The organism is Halomonas sp. GD1P12 (genome assembly GCF_025725645.1).
Classification (GTDB): Bacteria; Pseudomonadota; Gammaproteobacteria; order Pseudomonadales; family Halomonadaceae; genus Vreelandella.
In genome coordinates this window covers 3,431,629-3,454,507 of the sequence record NZ_CP107007.1, presented here as the reverse complement: position 1 = coordinate 3,454,507, position 22,879 = coordinate 3,431,629, and the positions used below count along the sequence as shown (strand labels likewise).

General features: G+C 60.5%; 19 protein-coding genes and 1 tRNA gene. 6 read left to right on the top strand and 14 right to left on the bottom strand.

Annotated features, from left to right (window positions below):
- Positions 1–192: 192 nt before the first annotated feature.
- Genes OCT39_RS15885 through OCT39_RS15865 form a run of 5 tightly spaced genes read right to left on the bottom strand, consistent with a single transcriptional unit; the run spans position 193 to position 6,209 of the window.
- Positions 193–435, bottom strand: coding sequence for a formate dehydrogenase subunit delta (locus OCT39_RS15885; RefSeq protein ID WP_263585407.1), 243 nt, complete (start codon positions 433–435; stop codon positions 193–195).
- On the bottom strand, positions 411–1,268 hold the full coding sequence (fdhD, locus tag OCT39_RS15880) for a formate dehydrogenase accessory sulfurtransferase FdhD (RefSeq protein WP_263585406.1): 858 nt from the start codon (positions 1,266–1,268) through the stop codon (positions 411–413). The genes OCT39_RS15885 and fdhD overlap by 25 nt, the downstream gene beginning before the upstream one ends.
- The gene (gene fdhF / locus OCT39_RS15875; protein WP_263585405.1) at positions 1,265–4,165 is read right to left on the bottom strand and encodes a formate dehydrogenase subunit alpha; all 2,901 of its coding nucleotides are present in this window, start codon (positions 4,163–4,165) and stop codon (positions 1,265–1,267) included. The genes fdhD and fdhF overlap by 4 nt, the downstream gene beginning before the upstream one ends.
- The gene (locus OCT39_RS15870) at positions 4,162–5,718 is read right to left on the bottom strand and encodes a formate dehydrogenase beta subunit (RefSeq protein ID WP_263585404.1); all 1,557 of its coding nucleotides are present in this window, start codon (positions 5,716–5,718) and stop codon (positions 4,162–4,164) included. Before OCT39_RS15870 ends, fdhF begins: the two co-directional genes overlap by 4 nt.
- Positions 5,715–6,209, bottom strand: coding sequence for a formate dehydrogenase subunit gamma (locus OCT39_RS15865; RefSeq protein ID WP_263585403.1), 495 nt, complete (start codon positions 6,207–6,209; stop codon positions 5,715–5,717). Before OCT39_RS15865 ends, OCT39_RS15870 begins: the two co-directional genes overlap by 4 nt.
- Before the next feature lie 139 nt (positions 6,210–6,348).
- Here OCT39_RS15865 and OCT39_RS15860 point away from each other — a divergent pair, with 139 nt between their 5' ends.
- Together OCT39_RS15860 and OCT39_RS15855 are read left to right on the top strand one after the other, a co-directional pair.
- Positions 6,349–7,425: a helix-turn-helix transcriptional regulator gene (locus tag OCT39_RS15860; RefSeq protein WP_263585402.1), complete on the top strand. Its 1,077-nt coding sequence runs from the start codon at positions 6,349–6,351 to the stop codon at positions 7,423–7,425.
- A 103-nt stretch (positions 7,426–7,528) separates the two neighbouring features.
- A complete protein-coding gene (locus OCT39_RS15855) occupies positions 7,529–8,539 on the top strand; it encodes a GlxA family transcriptional regulator (protein ID WP_263585401.1) in 1,011 nt (336 codons plus the stop codon).
- A 72-nt stretch (positions 8,540–8,611) separates the two neighbouring features.
- Here the strand turns inward: OCT39_RS15855 and OCT39_RS15850 are convergent, their stop codons facing one another.
- The 3 genes from OCT39_RS15850 to OCT39_RS15840 are packed head-to-tail and all read right to left on the bottom strand — an operon-like array spanning position 8,612 to position 11,430.
- Positions 8,612–9,874 carry a TRAP transporter large permease gene (locus tag OCT39_RS15850; protein ID WP_263585400.1) on the bottom strand — a complete coding sequence of 421 codons (1,263 nt, stop codon included), beginning with the start codon at positions 9,872–9,874 and terminating at the stop codon, positions 8,612–8,614.
- Positions 9,871–10,425 carry a TRAP transporter small permease gene (locus OCT39_RS15845; RefSeq protein WP_263585399.1) on the bottom strand — a complete coding sequence of 185 codons (555 nt, stop codon included), beginning with the start codon at positions 10,423–10,425 and terminating at the stop codon, positions 9,871–9,873. The genes OCT39_RS15850 and OCT39_RS15845 overlap by 4 nt, the downstream gene beginning before the upstream one ends.
- Before the next feature lie 6 nt (positions 10,426–10,431).
- A complete protein-coding gene (locus tag OCT39_RS15840; protein WP_409335778.1) occupies positions 10,432–11,430 on the bottom strand; it encodes a TRAP transporter substrate-binding protein in 999 nt (332 codons plus the stop codon).
- Between the two features lie 249 nt (positions 11,431–11,679).
- On the opposite strand from OCT39_RS15840, the gene OCT39_RS15835 reads away from it, so the two are divergent.
- Positions 11,680–13,065: an FAD-binding oxidoreductase gene (locus OCT39_RS15835; RefSeq protein WP_263585398.1), complete on the top strand. Its 1,386-nt coding sequence runs from the start codon at positions 11,680–11,682 to the stop codon at positions 13,063–13,065.
- 72 nt (positions 13,066–13,137) lie between these two features.
- On the opposite strand, the gene OCT39_RS15830 is transcribed toward OCT39_RS15835, so the two are convergent.
- Positions 13,138–14,136, bottom strand: coding sequence for a TRAP transporter substrate-binding protein (locus OCT39_RS15830; RefSeq protein WP_263585397.1), 999 nt, complete (start codon positions 14,134–14,136; stop codon positions 13,138–13,140).
- A 140-nt stretch (positions 14,137–14,276) separates the two neighbouring features.
- On the opposite strand from OCT39_RS15830, the gene OCT39_RS15825 reads away from it, so the two are divergent.
- Positions 14,277–14,353 (top strand) — tRNA-Arg (locus tag OCT39_RS15825).
- Positions 14,354–15,492: 1,139 nt separating this feature from the next.
- Here the strand turns inward: OCT39_RS15825 and OCT39_RS15820 are convergent.
- Together OCT39_RS15820 and OCT39_RS15815 are read right to left on the bottom strand one after the other, a co-directional pair.
- Complete coding sequence (locus OCT39_RS15820; RefSeq protein WP_263585396.1) at positions 15,493–16,413, bottom strand: YihY/virulence factor BrkB family protein; 921 nt, start codon at positions 16,411–16,413, stop codon at positions 15,493–15,495.
- A 196-nt stretch (positions 16,414–16,609) separates the two neighbouring features.
- Entirely contained in the window at positions 16,610–19,156 is a 2,547-nt protein-coding gene (locus tag OCT39_RS15815) for an EAL domain-containing protein (protein WP_263585395.1), read from the bottom strand.
- Between the two features lie 286 nt (positions 19,157–19,442).
- On the opposite strand from OCT39_RS15815, the gene OCT39_RS15810 reads away from it, so the two are divergent.
- Positions 19,443–19,928: a PepSY domain-containing protein gene (locus tag OCT39_RS15810; protein WP_263585394.1), complete on the top strand. Its 486-nt coding sequence runs from the start codon at positions 19,443–19,445 to the stop codon at positions 19,926–19,928.
- Positions 19,929–20,024: 96 nt separating this feature from the next.
- Here OCT39_RS15810 and OCT39_RS15805 read toward each other — a convergent pair whose 3' ends face one another.
- Together OCT39_RS15805 and OCT39_RS15795 are read right to left on the bottom strand one after the other, a co-directional pair.
- Positions 20,025–20,165, bottom strand: coding sequence for a hypothetical protein (locus OCT39_RS15805; protein WP_263585393.1), 141 nt, complete (start codon positions 20,163–20,165; stop codon positions 20,025–20,027).
- A 252-nt stretch (positions 20,166–20,417) separates the two neighbouring features.
- Positions 20,418–21,323: a LysR family transcriptional regulator gene (locus tag OCT39_RS15795; RefSeq protein WP_263585392.1), complete on the bottom strand. Its 906-nt coding sequence runs from the start codon at positions 21,321–21,323 to the stop codon at positions 20,418–20,420.
- Between the two features lie 471 nt (positions 21,324–21,794).
- Here OCT39_RS15795 and OCT39_RS15790 point away from each other — a divergent pair, with 471 nt between their 5' ends.
- Positions 21,795–22,325: a PepSY domain-containing protein gene (locus tag OCT39_RS15790; RefSeq protein ID WP_263585391.1), complete on the top strand. Its 531-nt coding sequence runs from the start codon at positions 21,795–21,797 to the stop codon at positions 22,323–22,325.
- A 96-nt stretch (positions 22,326–22,421) separates the two neighbouring features.
- Here OCT39_RS15790 and OCT39_RS15785 read toward each other — a convergent pair whose 3' ends face one another.
- On the bottom strand, positions 22,422–22,715 hold the full coding sequence (locus OCT39_RS15785; RefSeq protein WP_263585390.1) for a YciI family protein: 294 nt from the start codon (positions 22,713–22,715) through the stop codon (positions 22,422–22,424).
- Between the last annotated feature and the right edge of the window lie 164 nt (positions 22,716–22,879).

The following is a 22,879-nucleotide window of genomic DNA, read 5'->3' as shown; positions in this document are numbered from 1 at the left end:
CGGTGCGGCACATCCGTGTCCAGGTGGGCCGTTTTTGGCCTCAAGGCTCCCACAGTGAACCTCGCGCCTCTCAATCGCCTTAACTCAGGTTAATAAGAGGCGTTTTACACCGTTTGTAGCCTACTTGATTGGTTAACCGGCGATTGTGAAAGGGCAAACGCGCACGTTAGGGCTTTTTGATAGCACTCGTATTCAGCTGGCCTGGCGCTGGCTTAGCCGCTCGGCGAGCAGCATTGCTGCCTGCCTGGCCACCGGCGAAAAGCCCGTCGCGTCACCCTGCACGCGCTCAGCCAGGCGCTTTTTCATCGTCCGCGCCCAGAAGGTTTCAAGGTGACGGCAGGTGGCGCTGGCCGCGGTGTCGTCATCGCGCCCGCCGCTCAGGTTGGCGGCGATCTGGTTGACCATGTGAATCAGGTTGTCGTCGTTGTTCGACATAACGTTGCTCCCTTGGAAGGTGCCGCGCTCGGGCGGTGATAGATCACGTGGCGGTGGCGGCGGGCGAAGCCCACGAGCAGCAGCTTCGCCGCCTGGGCCTGGCGCACGGCGAGCGCCGTGGCTGCGGAAACCGCCACCAGCGCGCCGATGCCGGCGCTGGCGCACTTGTGCACCATTTCATAGCTGGCCCGGCTGGAGACCAGCACGAAACCGTTGTCGAGCGCCGCTTTCTCGCGCGCCAGCGCGCCGATCAGTTTGTCCAATGCGTTGTGGCGGCCCACGTCTTCGCGCACGCAGAGAATCTCTCCCTCCAGGCTGCACCAGGCCGCACCATGCACCGCGCCGGTGGCGGCTTTCAGCGGCTGGTGGGCGGAGAAGGCGTCGAGCGCACGGGCGATGGCGGCATCCGTAAGGACCGGCGCGCGAACCTCGGGAATCGGGCGGATCGCCTGATCGAGCGCCTCGGTGCCACAGAGCCCGCAGCCGGTGCGCCCGGTCATGCTGCGCCGGCGCTCCTTGAGCGCCATCAGGCGCTCGGTGGCAATCGTCAGGTGAACGGCCAGGCCGTTCTCCTCCTCACGGATCTCCCAGTCGTAGCACTCGTGCGGGTGGGCAATGATGCCCTCGGTCAGGCTAAAACCGAGCGCCAGATCCATTAGTTCTTTCGGGCTTGCCATCATCACCGCGTGGGAGATGCCGTTGTAGATCAGCGCGACCGGCACTTCTTCGGCCAGCGCGTCCTCATCGACATCAGCCTGCCAGCCGCTCTGGTGGCGACGCACCTCGACCGGCAGGCGCGTTAGCGCCTGCTCTTCGCGCTCGGTAGCGTTCACGGCGCCTCCTGCTGCGCCTTCGCCAAATGGCGCTTTTGGGTCTGATCGAAGGCGTTGAAGCGCTGCTGCCAGGCGGAGGGCTGGCTGACTTTTTCTACCTGCACGGCGGTCACCTTGTATTCCGGGCAATTGGTGGCCCAGTCCGAGTTGTCGGTGGTGATCACGTTAGCACCGCTGCCCGGGTGGTGGAAGGTGGTGTAAACCACGCCGGGCTGCATGCGCTCGCTAATGCGCGCGCGCAGCACCGTCTGGCCCGAGCGGCTGGTGATGCCGAGCCAGTCGCCGTCGCTCACGCCACGAAGCTCGGCGTCACTCGGGTGCAGCTCCAGCACGTCCTCGTTGTGCCAGTGCTGGTTGTGCGTGCGCCGCGTCTGCGCACCCACGTTGTACTGGCTCAAAATCCGCCCGGTGGTCAGCAGCAGCGGGAAGCGGCGGTTGGCGCGCTCTTCGGTGGCCACGTATTCGGTGATCGCAAAGCGGCCAAGCCCGATCGGGAAGTTGAGCGCGTGCATGGTCGGCATGCCTTGCGGGTTTTCGTCGTTGCAGGGCCACTGGAGGCTTCCGTACTGCTCGAGTTTTTCGTAGCTCACCCCGGCAAAGCTCGGCGCAAGCGCTGCGATCTCGTCCATGATCTCGGACGGGTGGGCGTAGTTCATCGGGTAGCCCAGGGCGTTGGCGAGATCCTGAGTCACTTCCCAGTCCTGCTTGCCGGCCACCGGCGGGGTCACCTTGCGCACGCGGTTGATGCGCCGCTCGGCGTTGGTGAAGGTGCCGTCCTTCTCCAGAAAACTCGAGCCCGGCAGCAGCACGTGGGCGAACTTGGCGGTTTCGTTGAGGAAAATATCCTGCACGATCAGGCAGTCCAGCGAGCGCAGGGCGGCTTCGACGTGCTGAGTGTTGGGGTCGGACTGGGCGATGTCCTCGCCTTGCACGTAGAGCGCCTTGAAGGTGCCCTCGATCGCCGCGTCGAACATGTTGGGAATGCGCAGCCCCGGCTCATCGTCAAGCTGCACGCCCCATTTGGCCTCGAAACGGCCGCGGGCGTTGGGGTCCGCCACGTGCTGGTAGCCCGGAAGCTCATGAGGGAAGGAGCCCATATCGCAGGAGCCCTGCACGTTGTTCTGGCCGCGCAGCGGGTTCACGCCCACGCCTTCGCGGCCGATGTTGCCGGTGGCGAGCGCCAGGTTCGCGATGCCCATCACCATGGTCGAGCCTTGGCTATGCTCGGTCACGCCCAGCCCGTAGTAGATCGCGCCGTTGGGAACGGTTGCGTAGGTGCGCGCCGCCTGACGGACGGCGTCAGCGGGCACGCCGGTGATGGGCTCAGACACCTCGGGCGAGTGGCGCTCTTCACTGATGAACGCGCGCCAGCTCTGGTAGGCATCGGTATCGCAGCGCTTGGCGACGAAGTCCTTGTCTTCCAGGCCTTCGGTAATCACCACGTGGGCCAGGGCGTTGACCAGCGCCACGTTGGTACCCGGGCGCAGCGGCAGGTGCTGGGCCTCTTTCAGGTGCGGCGTTTTCAGCAGATCGATGCGGCGCGGGTCAGCGACGATCAGCTTCGCGCCTTGGCGCAGGCGCTTACGCATCATCGAGCCGAACACCGGGTGGGCATCGGTGGGGTTGGCGCCGATAACGATGATCGCATCAGATTGCATCACCGAATCAAACGTCTGGGTACCCGCAGATTCGCCTAGCGTGGTTTTCAGGCCGTAGCCGGTGGGCGAGTGGCAGACCCGGGCGCAGGTGTCGGTATTGTTGTTGCCGAACGCCGCGCGGATCAGCTTCTGCACCAGATAGGTTTCCTCGTTGGTGCAGCGCGAGGAGGTAATACCGCCGATGCTTTCGCGGCCATGCTCGGCCTGAATCGCTTTCAGGCGTTTGGCGGCGAAGCTGATCGCCTCTTCCCAGCTCGCTTCGCGCCAGGGCTGGTCGATGGAATCGCGAATCATCGGCGTGGTCAGCCGGTCCGGGTGAGAGGCGTAGCCGAAGGCGAAGCGCCCCTTCACGCAGGAGTGGCCGTGGTTGGCGTCGCCGCCCTTGTAAGGCACCATGCGCACGAGCTTGTCGCCCTTCATCTGGGCCTCGAAGGAGCAGCCCACGCCGCAGTAGGCGCAGGTGGTCACTACGCTGCGATCCGGCACGCCATGGTCGATTACGCTGTTGTCCATCAGCGTGGCCGTGGGGCAGGCCTGCACGCAGGCGCCGCAGGAGACGCAGTCCGAGTCCATGAACGCCTCGTCCTGGCCGGCGGAGACCTTGGAATCGAAGCCGCGCCCGTCGATGGTCAGCGCGAAGGTGCCCTGCACCTCGTCGCAGGCGCGCACACAGCGCGAGCAGACGATGCACTTGCTCGGGTCAAACGTGAAGTAGGGGTTGGAGGTGTCCTTTGGCTTGTCGAGGTGGTTCTCTCCTTCAAAGCCGTAGCGCACCTCGCGAAGCCCGACGCTGCCCGCCATGTCCTGCAGCTCGCAGTCGCCGTTGGCGGAGCAGGTCAGACAATCCAGCGGGTGATCGGAAATGTAGAGCTCCATCACGCCCCGACGAAGCTTCGCCAGGCGCTCGTTTTGCGTCGTGACCTTCATGCCCTGAACCACCGGCGTGGTGCAGGAGGCCGGCAGGCCCCGGCGGCCTTCGATCTCGACGGCGCAGAGCCGGCAGGAGCCAAAGGCCTCGAGGCTGTCGGTGGCGCAGAGTTTGGGAATGCTGATATCGGCAAGGGCGGCGGCGCGCAGCACGGAGGTGCCTTCCGGCACGCTCAAGGTGATGCCGTCGATTTCGACGCTGACCGAGGCCGCGCCCGGGCGGGCAGCGGGGGTGCCATAGTCCTTGCTGAAATCGTCCTTCGCGAAATCGACGCTATTGGCCTGACGCCGTGGATCGAAATGTTCAATCATGAGTGTTCTCCGCTGGCTGGACGCTGGAAGTCCTCGGAAAAGTGCTTGAGCGCGCTCTGCACCGGGAAGGGGGTCATGCCACCCATGGCGCACAGCGAGCCATCCACCATCGTCTCGCAAAGATCATTGAGCAGCGCGAGGTTGGCGTCGCGGTTCTCGCCCTTGCGAATGCGGTCGATCACCTCCACGCCGCGGGTCGAGCCGATGCGGCACGGCGTGCACTTGCCGCAGGACTCTTCCTTGCAGAACTCCATCGAAAAGCGCGCCTGCTCGGCCATGTCGACGCTATCGTCGAACATCACCACGCCGCCGTGGCCCACCCCCGCGCCGACCTCGGCGAAGGTTTCGTAGTCGAGCGGCATGTCCCACTGGCTTTCGGGCAGGTAGGCGCACAGCGGCCCGCCCACCTGCACCGCGCGAAGCGGCCGCCCGCTCAACGTGCCGCCGCCAAACTCCTCCATCAAGGTGCGAAGCGTCGTGCCAAAGGCAAGCTCGATTAATCCGCCGCGCTTGACGTTGCCCGCCAGTTGCAGCGCCAGCGTCCCGCGCGAGCGGCCCATGCCGTAATCGGCATAGGCCTGGCCGCCTTCGGCCAGAATGAGCGGCACTGCGGCAAGTGACAGCACGTTGTTGACCACGGTGGGCCGGCCAAACAGACCCTCGATGGCGGGCAACGGTGGCTTGAAGCGCACCAGGCCCCGCTTGCCTTCGAGGCTTTCCAGCAGCGACGTCTCTTCGCCGCAGATATAGGCGCCGGCGCCCAGGCGCACTTCCAGATGAAAGGCGCGCCCGCTTTCGCGGATGTTATCGCCCAGATACCCCGCTACCTCGGCGCGCTCGATCGCCTCATCGAGGATCTCTTTCGCCAGCGGGTACTCCGAGCGCAGATAGATATAGCCCTGGGTTGCGCCCACCGCGAGCCCGGCAATCGTCATGCCTTCGATCAGCATGTAGGGGTCGCACTCCATCGCCAGCCGGTCGGCGAAGGTGCCGGAGTCACCCTCGTCGGCGTTGCAGACGATGTATTTTTGATCAGAAGGCGCGTCGAGCACCGTTTGCCACTTGATGCCGGTGGGAAACGCCGCGCCGCCGCGCCCGCGAAGCCCGGAGGCCTTCACTTCATCGACGATGGCCTGGGGCGAAAGCGAAAGCGCCGCCTCGAGCCCGGCAAAACCCCGGTGGTCGCGGTAGTCGTCAATCGACAGCGGGTCGGTCACGCCGATGCGCGCAAAGGTCAGGCGCTGCTGGCGGGCGAGATAGTCGATGTCATCCACCGGGCCGAGCGCCAGCGGGTGGCTGACGCAGCCTTCGAGCAGGCCGCTGTCGAGCAGGCTGGGCACATCGGCGGGCGTGACCGGGCCATAAGCGACGCGGCCTTTCGGTGTTTCGACCTCGACCATCGGCTCGAGCCAGAAAAGCCCGCGGGAGCCGTTACGCACGATATCGATGCCTTCGTGGCGAGCGGCGGCTTCGCGCTCCAGGCGGCGCGCAACGGTGTCGGCGCCCAGTGAAAGCGCGGTGGTGTCGCGGGGAACGAAAACGCGGATGCTCATGCGCTGATCTCCAAGGGCCGGGTCTGCAGCTCATCGACAAGCTCGTCGAAGGTGTCCTGGGTCACGCGGCCGCGGACCTGGCCGTCGACGCTGATCGAGGGCCCGCAGGCGCAGTTGCCGAGGCAGTAAACGGCCTCTAACGTGATTTCACGGTCCGGCGTGGTCTGGTGATAATCCACGCCCAGGCGCGACTTGGCGTGGGCCTCGAGCGCGCGCGCGCCGACGGACTGGCACGCCTCGGCACGGCAGATCTGCAGCACGTGGCGCCCCGGCGGGGTGGTGCGAAAGTGGTGGTAAAAGCTGATGACGCCGTGGATTTCAGCGCGGGTCTGCTGGAGCGAGGCGGCGATCAGGGGGATCGCATCGGTCGGGATGAAGCCGAAGCGGTCCTGCAGGGCGTGAAGAATCGGCAGCAGCGCGCCGGGCTTGTGTTTGAGCGCGTCGATCTCGGTTTGAATCGACGCCGACGACCATTCTGGAGACGGCTTCATCGTGTCTCTCCCGGTACGGATTGTTTGTTATCAATATGCACGCTGATGCTTATTTGAAATCGATTTTAAAAGGCGTGCACCACGGTCAATGTCACGCTAGCATCAAGCCCATAACGACAAAATATGAAAGATGCTGCCAATGAAGAAAATCACCGTGCTTCCTACCTGGTGCTTTCGTGACGATGCGGGAAACCAGCTGGATTTACAGCTACTTCGCCTTCTGGGCGCGGTTTACCGGCGGGGTAAGTTAACCCAGGCCGCCGAGGACGTGGGTATCTCATACCGGCACGCGTGGAACTTATTGCGCCAGGGGAGTGCGTTTTTCGGCGTGGCGCTGGTCGAGATGCAGCGTGGGCGCGGCGCGCAGCTCACGCCGCTGGGTGAAAAGCTTCTATGGGCGGAGCAGCGCGCGGTGGCGCGCCTGGGCCCGCAGCTCGAAAGTCTCGGCTCGGAGCTGAATCTCGCCATCGCGCGCGAACAGCAGGGCCAGGTGTCGGTGCTGCGCCTGCACGCCAGCCACGGCTTCGCCGTCGAGCTTCTGCCCAAACACCTCACGGCGCTGCCGCTGGACTTGCAGTACTGCAGTCCTCAGGAGTCGCTCGCTGCGCTTAACCGCGGCAGCTGTGACGTGGCGGGTTTTCATTTGCCCCGCGGGGCGGTGGGCGAGCGCATTCGCGCCACCTACCAGGGCCTGCTGAAACCCCGCGAGCATCGGGTGATCGGCTTCATCGCCCGCACCCAGGGGTTAATGGTGGCGCCGGGCAATCCGCTTGGCATTCAGGGTGTCGCATCGCTCGCGTTTGAGGGCGTGCGCTTCGTCAACCGCCAGGCCTCTTCCGGGACGCGCTCGCTGCTCGACTGCCTGCTGAGCGAGGCGGAGGTGGCAAGCGTCGCCATTCGCGGCTTCGAAGTCGAGGAGTTCACCCACTCCGCCGTCGCCGCTTACGTGGCCGCCGGCATGGCCGACGTCGGCTTCGGCGTACAGGCCGGCGCCGAAAAGTTCGGCCTCGATTTCATCCCGCTGGCGGTGGAGGACTACCTGCTCGCCTGCCACCACCACGCCCTGAAGGAGCCACGGCTCCAAAGCTTTCTCGAGGTACTCAGCGGCGAAGCATTCCAGCAGGCCGTACAAGCCCTGCCCGGCTATCGCCCGAGCCGCTGTGGCGAAGTGATGGAGGTGGAGAGCGTGCTGGATGTCGATTCGCAAAGCGAGTGAAAGACTTGAGCGGAGTTGGAAAAAGCGCCATTACTATCAGGTGGACCTAACGTCAGGGGGCGTTATGCGAGACAGATTCTCGAGTACGTTAAAGAACAAGAACATGGCGTATATCGCCCCAAAAAACACGGATGACAGCGCCAAAAGCACGCGGCGCGTGGCCTTCATCCTGCTGGAAAACTTTTCGATGATGGCGTTTACCGGCGCGGTGGATGCGCTGGTGACCACGAACCTGATGAAGTCCTCGACGCTCTACGAGGTGCGGGTGGTGGGCGAGCGAGCGGCGACGGTGTCCGATCTGGGAATCGAAGTGTCGACGGATATGACGCTTGCAGATTTCGACAGTGCTGCGCTGGACGTAGACGTGGTCATCGTTTGCGGTGGGCTGCGCGTCAAGGCGCAGGCCACCGCGCTTTTACGCAGCCGGCTCAAGAGCGCGGATCACCACGGCGCGGTGCTGGGCGGGCTCTGGAACGGCGCCTATTTTCTGGCCGAGGCGGGGCTGATGAGCGGCTATCAGTGCGCTTATCACCCGGACGGCCGGGCGATGATGGCGGAGCAGTTCTGGGATGTATCGGTGACCAGCAGAAGCTTTATCGTCGACCGTAATCGACTGAGCTGCGCCGGGGCCAGCAGCTCGCTGAGTATGATGCTCGAAGTGGTTCGCTCCGACTGCGGCAACGCGGTGGTCGGCGCTGTCGAGGAGATGCTCAGCTGCGACAAGGGTCTGGACTCGCCGGATATCTCGACACTTCGGGTCGATCAAAACCACACCCTTCCGGAGAAGCTCAAGATCTCGCTGCAGCTGATGAAGAACAACATCGAAGAGCCCCTTTCGATTGCCGAGATCAGTAACTGGGTGAACATTTCCCGGCGCCAGCTCGAGCGCATGTTTTCGATCTACGTCAGCGCAAGCCCGTCACGCTACTACATGGAGCTTCGCCTGACCCGGGCGCGTCAGCTTCTACAGCAGACCAACAAACCGCTGGCGGAGGTGGCGGTGGCCACGGGCTTCGTCAGCATCTCGCATTTTCGCAACTGTTTTTATCAGCTCTTCGACATCACGCCGGGGCAGTTTCGCAAATCCTGCCAGCAGGGTGACCAGGGCGCCTGAGCGCCGTCGCCGCTTTTTGAACATAAAAAAGGGAGCCCATGTGGGCTCCCTCGACGCGCAGATACTATATGGTCAGTTTCCCGACCAGCCCATGAAAATCGGCACGTACACCACCAGCAGCAAGACGCCGATCAGCCCCAGTAGATAGGGAATGATCGCGCGGGTGATGCGCTCCAGCGGCAGCTGGGTCACCGATGACGCCACGTACAGGTTGATCGCCACCGGCGGGGTGATCATGCCGATCGAGAGCCCCACCACGATGATCAGCCCGAAGTGGATCGGGTCGATCCCGAGCTGTAGCACCAGCGGCAGCAGCACCGGGGTGAGAATGATCAAGGCGCTGGCGGTTTCGATGAACACGCCGGTGAGCAGAATCACCGCAACGACCAGCAGCATGATCACCAGCGGATTGGTGGAGAGCGACAGCACCGACTCGGCGATGGCGCCGGGCACCTGCCAGCTCGATAGCGTCCAACTGAGTACTGCCGACATGGCGATCACCAGCATGATCACCGCCGTGGTCATCGCCGAACGGATCAACAGCCGGTACGCCTGGGCCACGTTCAAATCGCGGTAGACGAATAGCGACACCAACAGCGCGTAGTTCACCGCTACCACGGCGGCCTCGGAGGGGGTAAAGATCCCGGTGAAGATACCGCCCAGAATGATCACCGGGGTCATCAGCCCCCAGCTGGCGGACTTGAAGGTGCGCCAGATGGTGGCAGACGACAGCGGCGTACCCTTGGGGTACTGGCGCTTGTAAGCCTGCACCAGGGCGATCGCCATCAGCCCCACCCCCATCGCCAAACCCGGTAGAAAGCCGCTCAAGAACAGCTCGGACACCGACTGCTGGGCGATCACCGCGTAGATGATCATCGGCACCGACGGTGGTATGACCACACCGATGGTGCCGCTCGCCGCGATCAAACTCGCTGCGGAGGCCGGCTCATACCCCTTGCGCTTGAGTTCCGGCACGAGACTCGACCCCACCGCCGCGGTGGTGGCCGCGCCGGAGCCCGAGATCGCGGCGAAAAACATGCCTGCCATGACCGAGACGATCGAGAGCCCGCCGCGCAGAAAACCCACCAGCGAGTCGGCGAAGCTCACCAGCCGCTCGCTCACCCGCCCCTGGGCCATCAAATCGCCGGCCAGAATGAACATCGGAATGGCGACCAGCGCAAACGAGTTGATGCCCTGGAACATCTGCTGGGTGACCACCATCAGCGGCACGCCGCCCTGGTAGAGCGCGTAGAGCGAGCTTGCGCCGATGGCGAAGGCGATCGGCACGCCCAGCAGCATGAGGAGAAAGAAGAGCCCGAAGAGAAGAAGCGTCATGGTGTCTGCTCTCCCATCGGTTTTCGCGGCTCGCCCTCGAGTACGATTTCGAAAAGATCCACCAGCGCGTACCAGGCCATGAGCGCCGCGCTGACCGGCATCACCGCGTAGACATACGACATCGGTACGCGAAGCGAAGCGGATTTTTGAAAGCTCTGCACCTGCATGTAGCGGTAGCCGATCACGATCAGCGTGATCATGAAAGCGATCACCGCCAGCACGGCGAGAAAGCGCGCCACCCGGCGTAGCGTGGGCGGCAGGGCGTCGACGGCGAAGGTGACGGCGATATGGTGGCCGCGCTGAAACGCCAGCGTGCCGGCGAGAAAGGTGATCCAGATCAGCAGAAAGCGGGCGACCTCTTCGGTCCAGCCCGCCGCGGTGAAGAACACCCGGGAAACGATCTGCAGCGTGATCACGACGATCAGCGCGGCCATGCCGAGAAACACCACGGGCTTGAGCACGGCGTCCAGGCCGCGCTCGATGGCCCGCAGAACGCTCACCACGGGGTCAAGCAACGAGAGCAACGAAGTCGATGGCGGTCTTGAGGACATGGCGGCTTACTCGAGGGCGGCCTGAATGCGCGGCAGGTAGTCGCCGAACCGATCGCCGTAGCGCTCGTACACCGGCGCTACGGCCTCGCGGAAGGCGTCGATATCCGGTGACTCATTGATCTCCATGCCGGCTTCGCGCAGCGCTGTGAGCTGCTCGGCTTCAGCCTCGGCGTTTTGCGCGCGCGCGTAGGCGGACGCCTCACGGGCGGCGTCCTGCACCAGCGTCTGCACCTCGTCGGGCAGCGCGCTCCACTTGGGCAGGCTCATCACAAACAGCGCTGGGGCGTAGATGTGACGCGTCATGGTGAGATAATCCTGAGTCTCGGCCAGGTCAAAGGCGTAGATGGCGTTGACCGGGTTCTCCTGGCCATCGATGGTGCCCTGCTGAAGTGCGGTCAGCGCTTCGGTCCAGGCCATCGGCACGGCGTTGGCGCCCAGGGTGCGAAAGGTGTCCACGTAGACTTCGTTTTCGATCACGCGCAGGCGCAGCCCGTCCAGATCCGCCGGCTCGTTGATCGGGTTGCGGCTATTGGTGATATTACGAAAGCCGCGCTCGGCAAACGCCAGCCCCTTGAGGTTCACGCCTTCGAGCTTGTCGAGAATCTCCTGGCCGATCTCGCCGTCGAGTACGTCATACGCCTCGTTGGCGGTGGGGAACAGAAACGGCAGTTCGAACACCGAAAACTCGTCGACGAAGTTGGCCACCGGGCCATTGGTGATCACGCCCATGTCCACGGTGCCGATCTGCATGCCTTCCAACAGCGTGCGCTCGTCGCCGAGGCTCGCGTTGGGGAAAATCTCCACGCTGACCGCGCCGTCGCTCTGCTCATCCAGAATTTCCTGAAAGCGCGTGGCGGCGAGGTGGTAGGTGTCGTCACTATTCACCACGTGGGCCAGGCGCAGAGAGGTTGAGGGAATATCGGCGCTGGCGGTGGCGATGCCGAACAGGCCGGCGGCAGCCAGAACGAGCAGACGGGGCGTGAGACGAGAGGGGGCGTGTTCCACGTGAACTCCTTGAGAGCGCTGTTTTAATCGTTGGAGGGCATTTTTGCCGGGGCACTTTATCATAACGGCGCCAGACCATGCGGAGGCGGCTGGCGCTTGAGCCAACATGGCGTTGGCGGTAGCCTTCATGGCCCCGCACACATCATCAATGCTTTCGCGGGAGGCGATGACAGGATAACGTTGCATTCGCTTTGGCTAAATTAAAACAGGCGGGCCGGCTTTGCAGGCCTCGCTCGACAGGTAGAGATCATGAACACGCTGATTAACGAGCTTGAAAACATCGTCGGTAAAAAAGGCATTCTGCTGGGAGACGACGTCGCCCAGCGAAGCGTCGACTGGTTCACCAAGGCCCCCTGCGAGGCCATGGCGATCATTCGGCCGCAGACGACGCAGCAGCTCAGCCAGGTGATGGCGGCGTGTCATTCGGCCAAACAGGCGGTGGTGACCCACGGCGGCCTGACCGGCGTCGTGCATGGCGCCGTCGCCAGCCCCAACGAGCTCGTGGTCTCGCTCGAGCTGATGAACCAGATCGAAGAGGTCGACGCGGTGGGCTCGACCATGCGCGTACAAGCGGGCGCGACCCTGCAGCGCGTGCAGGAAGCCGCCGACGATATCGATATGCAATTCCCGCTGGATCTCGGCGCGCGCGGCTCCTGTACGATTGGCGGCAACATCGCCACCAACGCCGGCGGTATCCGCGTGATTCGCTACGGCATGATGCGCCAGCAGGTGCTGGGCCTTGAAGCGGTGCTCAGCGATGGCACCGTGGTCAGCTCGATGAATACCATGCTCAAGAACAACGCCGGGTATGATTTGAAGCAGCTCTTTATCGGCAGCGAAGGCACCCTTGGCATCGTCACCCGTGCGGTGCTGCGCCTGCAGCCCAAAATGCCCAGCGAGCAGACCGCGCTGGTCGCGGTGCCGTCGTTTGAGGCGCTCACGCGGCTTTTGCAGTTCGCCTCCAAGGAGCTTGCCAACAGCCTGAGCGCGTTCGAGGCGTTGTGGAACAATCACTACGCGCTGATGACCAGCGAGGCCACCAAACACGCGGAGATTCTCGCCGGCGACTCGCCCTTCTACGCCATCATCGAAACCCTTGGCGCTGATGAAGAGAAGGACGCCGAGGCCTTCGCCGCGGTGCTCGAGAAGGCGCTGGAAGAGGAGCTGATCACGGACGCGGTGCTGGCGAACTCCAGCACCCAGCGCCAAGGCATCTGGGATATTCGTGAAGACATCGAGACGCTGGTATACGAGCTGAACCCGATGTTCTCCTATGACATCAGTCTGCCGATCGCACACATGGACGCCTACGTCACCACCCTCGAGGAGAAGCTCGAGGCGCAGTGGCCGGGCGTTGCTAAAATCGTGGTCTTTGGTCATCTGGGCGACGGCAACCTGCACATCATGATCACCGTGCGCGACCCGAGCCCGCACAGCCGCCGCGCGGTAGAAGAGATCGTCTACGGCACGCTCAGTCAGTACAGCGGCTCGATCTCCGCCGAGCACGGCGTCGGACTCGAGAAGCGCGACTACCTGAGCATCTCCCGCACGCCGGAAGAGATTGCGCTGATGAAGCGTATGAAACTCGCGCTCGACCCGAAAGGGCTTTTGAACCCGGGCAAGGTTCTGGCCTGATCGCCTCGAGGCGCTTGGAGCCGACAAGGCCACCGCGACGGTGGCCTTTTTTTGTGACGCTGGCGAAAACGCCTACTGGGCGATCGCCTCGCGAATACGCGGCAGGTAGTCACCAAAGCGTTCGCCGTACTGCTCGTAGATCGGCTCGACGGCGCTCTGGAAGGCCTCGATATCCGGCGATTCATTGATCTGCATGCCGGACTCCTTGAGCGAGGCGAGCTGCTCGGCTTCCATGTCGGCGTTGAGCGCGCGCTCGTACTCCGCAGCTTCCTGAGCGGCGCCTTCCAATACCGTTTGAGCCGCTTCCGGGAGCTGGTTCCAGGCGGGCAGGCCCATCACGAAGATCGCCGGCGCGTAGGTGTGGCGCGACAGCGTCATGTAGTTCTGGGTCTCCTCCAGGTTGAAGGAGTGGATCACGTTGACCGGATTTTCCTGCCCGTCGATGGTGCCCTGCTGCATGGCGGTGAGTGCCTCGGTCCAGGCCATCGGCACCGCGTTGGCGCCCAGCGCCCGGAAGGTGTCGGTGTAGACCGGGTTCTCCATCACGCGGATGCGCAGCCCGTCCATATCGTCCGGTGTATTCACCGCGCGCTCGCTGTTGGTCAGGTTGCGAAAGCCACGCTCGGCATAGGCCAGTCCCTTCAGGTTCACGTCCGCGAGCTTATCCAGAAGCTCCTGACCGATTTCACCGTCCAGCACGCGGTAGGCGGCCTCGGGGGAGGGGAAGAGGAAGGGCAGCTCGAATACCGCCATCTCCTCGACGAAGTTGGCCACCGGCCCGTTGGTGATCACACCCATATCGACCGTGCCGATCTGCATGCCTTCGAGCAGCGTGCGCTCGTCACCGAGGCTCGCGTTGGGGTAGATCTCGATATCGACCTTGCCGCCCGTGCGCTCCTCTACCAGCTCCTCGAATTTGGTCGCGGCCATGTGAAAGCCGTCCTGCTCGTTGACCACGTGGGCCAGACGCAGCGTGACCGGGTCCATGTCGTCGAAATCATTGGCATGGGCGCTGCCCACCGCCGCCAGTGAGACCGAAAGGGTCAGCGTGCTCAGCGTGAATTTTTTCATGTTATTGGGTTCCCGATGGGTTGCGAAAAGCCGTGCCCGTTCAGCATGCCCCAGGGCGCTTCGGGCGGCAATGCGACCCCCGTCTAAAACCGCCCACCGCTGGACAGCGCCCGCCCACACAGGTAGGATACGCCCCCTACGCGCCCGTAGCTCAGTTGGATAGAGTATCGGCCTCCGAAGCCGAGGGTCGCAGGTTCAAATCCTGCCGGGCGCGCCAGAATTGCTAAAAAGCCCACGACGTTGTCGTGGGCTTTTTGATTTTAACTGTTCCTTACCTTTAATAAGCCGATTATTGCATCGAAAAGCGATCAAGGCTGCTATTGCTATGTCTAGGAAGGGCGTTCGATATAATATTAAAGATTGGGTTTCTGTTTATTCAACCAAGTTGCAGGAATGGGCGTAGGCCATTACGAATGGCTAGTAACTGCTCAGGTTAATAAGAACAATTCTCATCTTCGCATTGAAAATGATCAACATAAGGGGGAGTATTTTTAATACGAACATGCACCAACCTGTTTTGAACCTGGAGTTGCTCTGTAGCGAAAAAATCCAAGAATAATATAGTTGTCGATGTTGCTTTGTATAAATAACTTATACAGATGAAGCAGGAGAGTTGCGCATATAAAATAATACGGAAGTACCGTCCCACGCTATATACAAATACCTGCCTACTTCAATTCTGGAAGTGACCTCCCTGCCTATCCGGTGCTCGGGAGCTCGCCTAGCATTTCGAAGAGACTTATAGTAACTGAACTCAATAGGTGAGGGCGCTTGTCCAGAGCTTGGGTTTGGTACCCAAAGTCCTTTTAACCCCGGAGCATCGGGATCTCCACCCTCTAGTGGAGCTATCCCTGCTAACCGAAGAATTTCCTGCTGCTCAGGACTGGGAAGATAAGCATGCTTGTTAAAGTCGGTTTCTTGCACCAGTTTTACTGCGACTCGTATCTGGCTTGGCGTTGGATTCATGTCATATACCTCACTATATGAATGATATTTTACGTCTTGATTGCTTTCATAAATTCTTTTTACTCCAATGATGACGTATGACGCAACATGTAAGGAGTGAAATACAGAGTAGATAGTCTTCTTAAATGGATAGCCTGATCCTGTTCAAATTTCACTACGTGATTTGTTTCACTGGCTAGAGGAGGCGAAGTAACCCCATGTATAGGCTATGTCAATTGCACTTAACCACTAGGGAAGAGTGGAGATTAGCTGCCACAAACCATGAGTTTAAAGGCGTAAGCCATTTTGAAGGTCAGTTCCCTTTTGAGCGCAGTAAGGTGTTAATAGGTCTAAATAGAGGAGAGCATTTGATTTGACGACAAAATAGCGAGTTCTTTTGAAGTCATTCCCTCAATCCACCCGACTAATCGCCGCCCGATCCGGATCCACGTACCACTTGAGCCCCAGCCGCGAGTTACGCTCGAGTTCGGCGATCACTTGCGCGCCCAACAGCAAAATGATGGCGCCGATTTCCAGGCTCAGCAGCACGATGATGAGCGCGGCCAGCGAGCCGTAGATGGCGTTGACGAAGGATAGATGCGCGAAGTAGTAGACCAGCAAGAGCCGGACCCCTTCCCACAAAAGCGCGGCGACGAAGCCGCCGATGATCGCGCGCTTTAGGGCGATCTTGACCACCGGTAGAATCTTGTAGACGGCGCTGAAGAGCAGAAACACCCCAAAAAAGCTGATCAGGTTGAGCACCGGCCCGGAGAGACCGGCCAGCGGCAGTTGCTGAGCAAAGAGCGCCAGCGCCAGCGTATTGAGCGAGCTGATCAGCGTGACGACCAGCGTGAGCGCCAATAGCCCCGCGCCGAGTACCAGCATGAAGGCGTAGGGCAGCAGCACCGATACCCAGAGGCGCCGCTGTGGGGTTTCCGAGGTGTGAAAGATCAGCGCCAGCGCGTCTTCGAGCATGCGAAAGGCAAACGAGCTTAAAAGCAGCAGAATCGGAAAGCTCAGAATGCTGATGACATCGCGCGAATCCAGTAGCCCGCGTACCGCGTCCATCACCACCTCGGCGTGCGCTGGGGCCAAGTGGCGTGCCTGCACCGAGAGCACGTTGAGCAGATGCTGCTCGTCCACCACGCGGGTCAGCATCACGCCCAGCAGGGCGAAAAGCGGCACGATGGAAAGCAGGATGTTGTAGCCCACGCCACCGGCCAGCAGGATGCCGCGGTTGTGCAGAAAGTGCGTAAGCACCCGCCAGGCGAAGGCCGCAAGTCGGGGGATCAGGAGCAGAACGCTCTCGAGCAGTGTGCGATGTCGAACCATAGCGAGCCACGCTCCTTGTGCCCCAAACGGGAAAAAGATGCCGATACGCTGCGCCAGCAAGAGAGAGGCGAGCGCATGCGCTCATCTTACCCGTTTGACGGCGTTGAGCGTTAAAACATTGGTGCGCAAGACAAACGGGTGCGGCCCACGCTCGCGTGGCTAAAGAGATAAACCCGTGCTGGCGGCGGTGGTTACATTACGGGTTGGTCGGCGTTGTGAGAAGGCGCTGAAAACTTTCTGGTGACATGGGCTTGGCCAGGTAGAAGCCCTGTGCCTGGTCGCAAGTGAGCGCCGTCAACCGGCCCAGCTGCTCGGCGGTTTCGATCCCTTCCGCCGTCACGGTCAGGGAGAGCGCGTGGCCCATGCTGATGATGGCGTCCACGATGGCCTGGCTGCTCTGCGACTGATCCAGCCCCATGATGAAGCTGCGATCGATCTTGATGCCGTCGAAAGGGTAGCGGCGCAGGTAGCTCAGCGAAGAGTAGCCGGTGCCGAAGTCGTCCATCGACAGCCGTACCCCAAGCGCCTTGAGCTCGAGCATGGTGGTCAGCGCGGACGTAGCGTCCTCGAGCATGACGTTTTCAGTGATCTCAAGCTCCAGTCGGTGTGCCGCGATGCCGGTTTCCCTGAGCACGCGATCGATACGCTCGACCAGATCCGAGCGCTGAAACTCCACGGCGGAGAGATTCACCGACACGATCAGCGCCTCCTCCCAGGACAGGGCATTTTGGCAAGCTTCTCGCAGCACCCAATCACTGAGCTCGAAGATGAATCCAGTCTCTTCGGCTAAAGGAATAAAACAGGCGGGGCTCAGCAGCTCGCGGGTCGGATGCGCCCAGCGCACCAGCGCCTCGGCGCCCAGCACCGCTTGCGAGAGCGCGTCGTAACGCGGCTGGAAAACGATGCGAAACTCGCCCCGGCAAAGCGCCTGACGCATATCGATTTCCAGCTGCCGGCGCTCCATGAGGCGCTCAGTCATCGTCGGCTCAAAAAAGCAGAAGCGGTTACGGCCGCCTGCTTTTGCCTCGTAAAGCGCAATATCGGCGTAGCGTAAGAGCTCCTCGGCGCTGGAGCCATGTTCCGGGGCGGCGACAACGCCGATACTGGTGCCTATGTTGACCTCGCTGTCGCCGAGGCTAATCGATTGGTTGATCTGCTCGATCAGGCGCTGACACAGACGCTCGGCGTGCTCCTTCGTATGGCAATCGGGGGCCACGATGACGAACTCGTCGCCGCCCTGGCGTGCGATAAAGTCGTTTTCACGAGTGCAGCGGCGGATAGCGCGGGCTACCTCCTTGAGCACGGTATCGCCGGCAGCGTGACCGAACGTGTCGTTGACCGGTTTGAAGCGGTCAAGGTCCAGGGCAAACAGGAACATCGGCTGGCTGGCGCTTGCACTGATGCCAGGGCAGTGATCGAGATAGTCATGTAGGTAGTGGCGGTTCGCCAGTCCGGTCAGCGCATCGTGATGACTGATGTGCTCGATGTGGGCTCTCGCCTCGATTTCTGGGGTGATGTCGCACACGGTGCCCTGATAGCCCTGAAGACGCTGCGCCTCGCGCACTTCACAGGCGAAAAGCTGGCAATGGCGCCGCTGGCCCTGGCTGTCGCGCAGGTCACAGGCTATCGGCTTGCGTCCAGGCGCGTTGCCGTGTTTCGCCGCGCAGGCAAGCCTGGCGGGGTCGTGGCCGAGCAGGTCGCTCAAGGGGCGTCCAATCCAGTCGCGGCGCGCAAGGCCAGTGAGTTGCGCAAAGCGCTCGGAGAGATAGGTCAGCGTTTGTTGGGCGTCGGTTTCCCAGATCCAGTCCGATGACGCCTCGGAGATGTTCTTGAACCGCTGCTCGCTGATACGCAGTTCGTGCTGTGCCCGCTCTATTTTTTCGCTCGCCTGATGAACGCGTCGACGCAGGCGCACGATCAGCAGCGTGGTCAGAACGCCCAGCAGCAACAGCATCGGCAAAAAGCGAACCAGAACCGAGCGGCCCATCGCTTCGCTTTTCCATTGAAAGGTGACACCTTCGCCGATACCCCGTTGAAGCGCCAGCGAGGGGGAGGGCGCCCGAGTGATACCCGGTACCGCCGCCAGCTCGCGCAGGTTGAAGTCCTGCGCGAGCTCCAGAAGGTCGGCCTTGCCCAATATATCGACGAACACCAGGTAGGAGAGCTGATCGAACTGTTGATAAGTGCTGTCCGGCCGGATGACGGCGGCGTAGGTAATGGCGGGAGTGCCGTTGACCGAAAAGTAGGCGTAGGAAATATCATCTTCCAGCGAGGCCGTTTGAGCGCGGTCAAGCAGCGCTACCAAATCGCCCGTGATCCAGTCGCGTGCGGTGACATCGCTGCGGGCGCCGTTGACAACGGCGTAGCGCGTTGCGCCCGTTGGCCCCACAATGAAAACGCCTTCCAGGCCGTACGTCTCAAAGAGCGACGGGCCGATATTGTCGCGCTCGAAGGTCCAGTTCGTATCGATGGTATCCTGGGTATAGCGATAGGCGTCGAGCCAGAACGCGTAGTCCGCCAGTGCCGTGCCGGTCTTGTCCTCGCGGCTCTGGAGCGCTCTTGCGGCGTAGACTTCGCTTTGGCGCACCTGATGAGCATCCAGGGAAAGCGCCAGATAAACGAGCGTTGCTCCCGCTGCCAGAAACAGTGCGCAGATGACACCAATGAATACCCGCGAGGCGCCCCGGGTAGCGGCAGCGTAGTGCGCGTCATTCCTGAAAGGTGTCGATGCGTTTTCGGTCATTGAGCGCTCGGTAACCTGTAAGAAAAGTGAAATGCCCCCGGCCTATTAAATCGACCCGTAACCGACGATCTTTAATTCTGCAAGGCATGAACGCCGCTGTCAGGGACCTGCGCACATGCGTGGCGAAGGGGAAATCCAGGTTGCGGAGTGTGAACAAAATATGAACGTCTGCATCACGCTCGAGTAAGGTAGTGCGCCGTAGAGTGATCACCACTGGATGAGACAGCCCTGCACCAACAGGCATCTTGTACAGCGAAGCGTCATTTCATTGAAAAGGATGATCACCATGAAAAAGACAGCAATCGCCATCGCTATTACCGCCGCCGCCACGCTGGGTCTCGGCCAAGCCGCCATGGCCGACCAGAACGACTATCAGGAAGCGCTCGACCAGGCCGCGTTTGCCGACATGATCCAGCAAGCCGAAAGCGCCGGTGTTGCATCGTTTCGTGAGCTACAGATCGACGAAGAGCGCGGCACGATGGAGTTTGAAGTCGAAGGCTGGGATGCCGATGGCCAAGCGTTTGAGCTGACGCTCAATGGCGAAAGCGGTGAGGTCATGCACGAGTCGTCCACCGCAACCCAGGTCGCGCCCTGGGGACTGGACGCGCAGCAGCTCAACAGCGTGCTCGACCGCGCAAGCCAGGACGGTTTTGACCGCTTCGAAGATATCGACCTCGATGAGGACGGCTCGGTCGACGTCAGCGGCTTCGATGGTGACCAGCGCGAAATGGAGCGCAGCTACGGCCTTGACGAGTTCAAAGGCGGCCAGTAAACGCCGAGCGTAAATCATAGCGCTGCTTTACGATAGCGCTCTCACCGCCCCGTCGGCTCGATGTCGACGGGGCGGTGGCGTTTTAGAGAAGTACGTTCAAGCGTCGACCGGCACGAGGCGTACTTGGAGGATATCGAAGGTTTCCCATACTCGTCCCAGGGTATAGGGATCCTGGTCGATCCACTCGTCAAGCACCGAACGATTCTCGAAATTGACGTGAATCGTAGAGCCGATCATGCGCCCTTCGTCATCCAAGCACCTCCCCCAGATGCCTGCCGAGCAGTAGAAACACCTGTACGTGGCTACTGATCGTTCAGGGTGCTGGGTGTATCGGAAAGTCGGGCACAGCCAGCCCATGAAAGATGCACGGGCGTTCATTAAGCGGGTGGAAGAGAAGAGTCCCTTTAATATCCTGACAGTAGTGCTGACCGATAACGGTATGCCTTGGCAATCATCATTTTATGGCCCCCTCAGGAAAGCGACGATAGGTTAAAGAAGCTCCTTTGCTGCTCGCCTCATCATTTCTACTAACCATTGAATACCGGGATCCTGATCACGATAGGCATGCCACTGAATACGTTCTTCAAGCATAGGAATGTCGAAGGGAAGAGGGTGAATATCTATGGGTAATGATTCTTTATAAGTCTCTGCAAGTTGCTCGTGCACAGTGGCAATACGGTCGCTGCCCATAATCAAGTGAGGAAGCGAAGAAAACGTATAGCTGGTTAAAGCGATGTCGCGTTCTATACCCAGTTTTTCAACCCACTTTTGTTCAAACGTTGCAGCTCCAGTCGAAGGTACCATCTTTACATGGCGTGCGCCGCAGTAGCGTGCCAGGTTCATTTCCTGGCCATGATGCCGGCTTTGAGCACACGTTATGCATACGTATCTTTCATTGAAAAGGTGCTCATTAGGATGCTCGGTCGAGAGGAGTGGCTCAGGCGCCACCAACAGATCGGCATCGCCTTTTTCGATCGCTAAGTGAGGTGTTTCAATCTGAGGTAAAAAGCTGAACGAAATACCTGATGACTTTATATCGATTAGTTCTAGCACCCTGGGGATCAACGTGGACATGACGAAATCCGATAGGATGATACGAAATTTGCGGGTAGATTGACTCGGGTCAAATAAGATATCTGTCGATACTGTAGCCTCTACACGTACCAAAATATCGCGTACAGAGTGCTTCATTGATTGCGCGCGGGGGGTCAGTTCCATTCGACGTCCTACCTGAACAAGGAGAGGGTCGTCGAAGTAGCCTCTTAATCTTGTCAAGGCGTTTGACATGGCAGATTGGGTAAGATTCATGCGCTCTGCCGCTTGGCTGACCGACTGAAGAGCTAGCATATGGTCCAAGGCGACCAGTAGATTAAGGTCCAACTTGTTGAAATGCATATCTAAACTCAAATTTTATAGTATTTTTAAGGTATTTATGGCGTGCATGGATTGCATGTTTAAAGCTGGTATCGCGAATTTGTGTATCAATTGCATGAATATAAGGCGGGTTGATCATTTGCTCATATGATTAATTAGTCGAATAACGAAGAGTCATTTTTCACCTTTTATCAAAATTTGTAGTTTTCGTACGTAAGGGAGCGGTTTGCCTGCGTAACCATTCCCTAAAATAGGTGCATGCGCCGTCAATATTCTCCGGCCTATAAGGAGGCAAACGGAGTGCAGCATGAAAAAATCAAGGCACAGCGAGTCCGCAGGTGACGTCTCGGTGTGTGAACGCAATGTGAACGTATGCATCACGCGCGAGTAAGTTAGCGCGCCGTAGAGTGCTCTCCACTGAATGAGACAGCCCAGCATCAACAAGCTATCTTGTACAGCGAAGCGTCATTTCATTGAAAAAGGATGGTCACCATGAAAAAGACAGCAATCGCACTCGCTATCACCGCCATCGCCACGCTGGGTCTTGGTCAAGCTGCCATGGCCGAGCAGGACGACTACCAACAAGCGCTCGACCAGGCAGCGTTTGCCAACATGATTGAGCAAGCCAACAACGCCGGTGTCGCCTTGTTTCGTGAAATTCAAATCGATGAAGAACGCGGCGCGATGGAGTTTGAGGTCGAAGGCTGGGATGCCGGCGGCCAAGGGTATGAGCTGACGCTTAACGTCGAAAGCGGGGAAGTCATGCACGAGTCGTCTACCGAGACCCAAGTTGCCTCTTGGGGGCTGGACGAGCAGTCGTCCACCCCGACCCAGGTCGCGCCCTGGGGGCTGGACGCGCAGCAGCTCAACAGCGTGCTCGACCGCGCAAGCCAGGACGGTTTTGACCGCTTCGAAGATATCGACATTGATGAAGACGGTACGGTCGACGTCAGCGGCTTCGATGGTGACCAGCGCGAAATGGAGCGCAGCTACGGCCTTGACGAGTTCAAAGGCGACCAGTAAACGCCGAGCGTAAATCATAGCGCTGCTTTACGATAGCGCTCTCACCGCCCCATCGGCTCGATGCCGACGGAGCGGTGGCGTTTTAGAGAAGTACGTTCACGCGTCGACCGGCACGAGGCGTACTTCGCGGATATCGAAGGTTTCCCATACTCGCCCCAGGGTATAGGGATCCTGGTCGATCCACTCGTCAAGCGCCGAACGATTCTCGAAAGCGACGTGAATCGTGGAGCCGATCATTTGCCCTTCGTCATCCAGAATCGCACCGCCGCTTAAAAAGCGTCCTTGTGCGATCAGCTTTTTAACCCCTGCTAAATGCGCCTCACGATTCGCCATTCGGCGTGAAAGGGCGTCTTCATCGGTAAAGTCGTAGGCCGTGATGACATACTGCATGAAGCTTTTCCTCGTTGGATGACTCGTTTGAGCGGGTTGCCATGATAAACAAGGTAGCCGCTCGTATGCTGCCTCTCAAAACGGGCGATACCTCTTGCGCCTCCGATTTTGCCGCTCTAGCAGGAACCGCTAAGGTAATTGTTGACCTGCTGTAAAATCTCGCG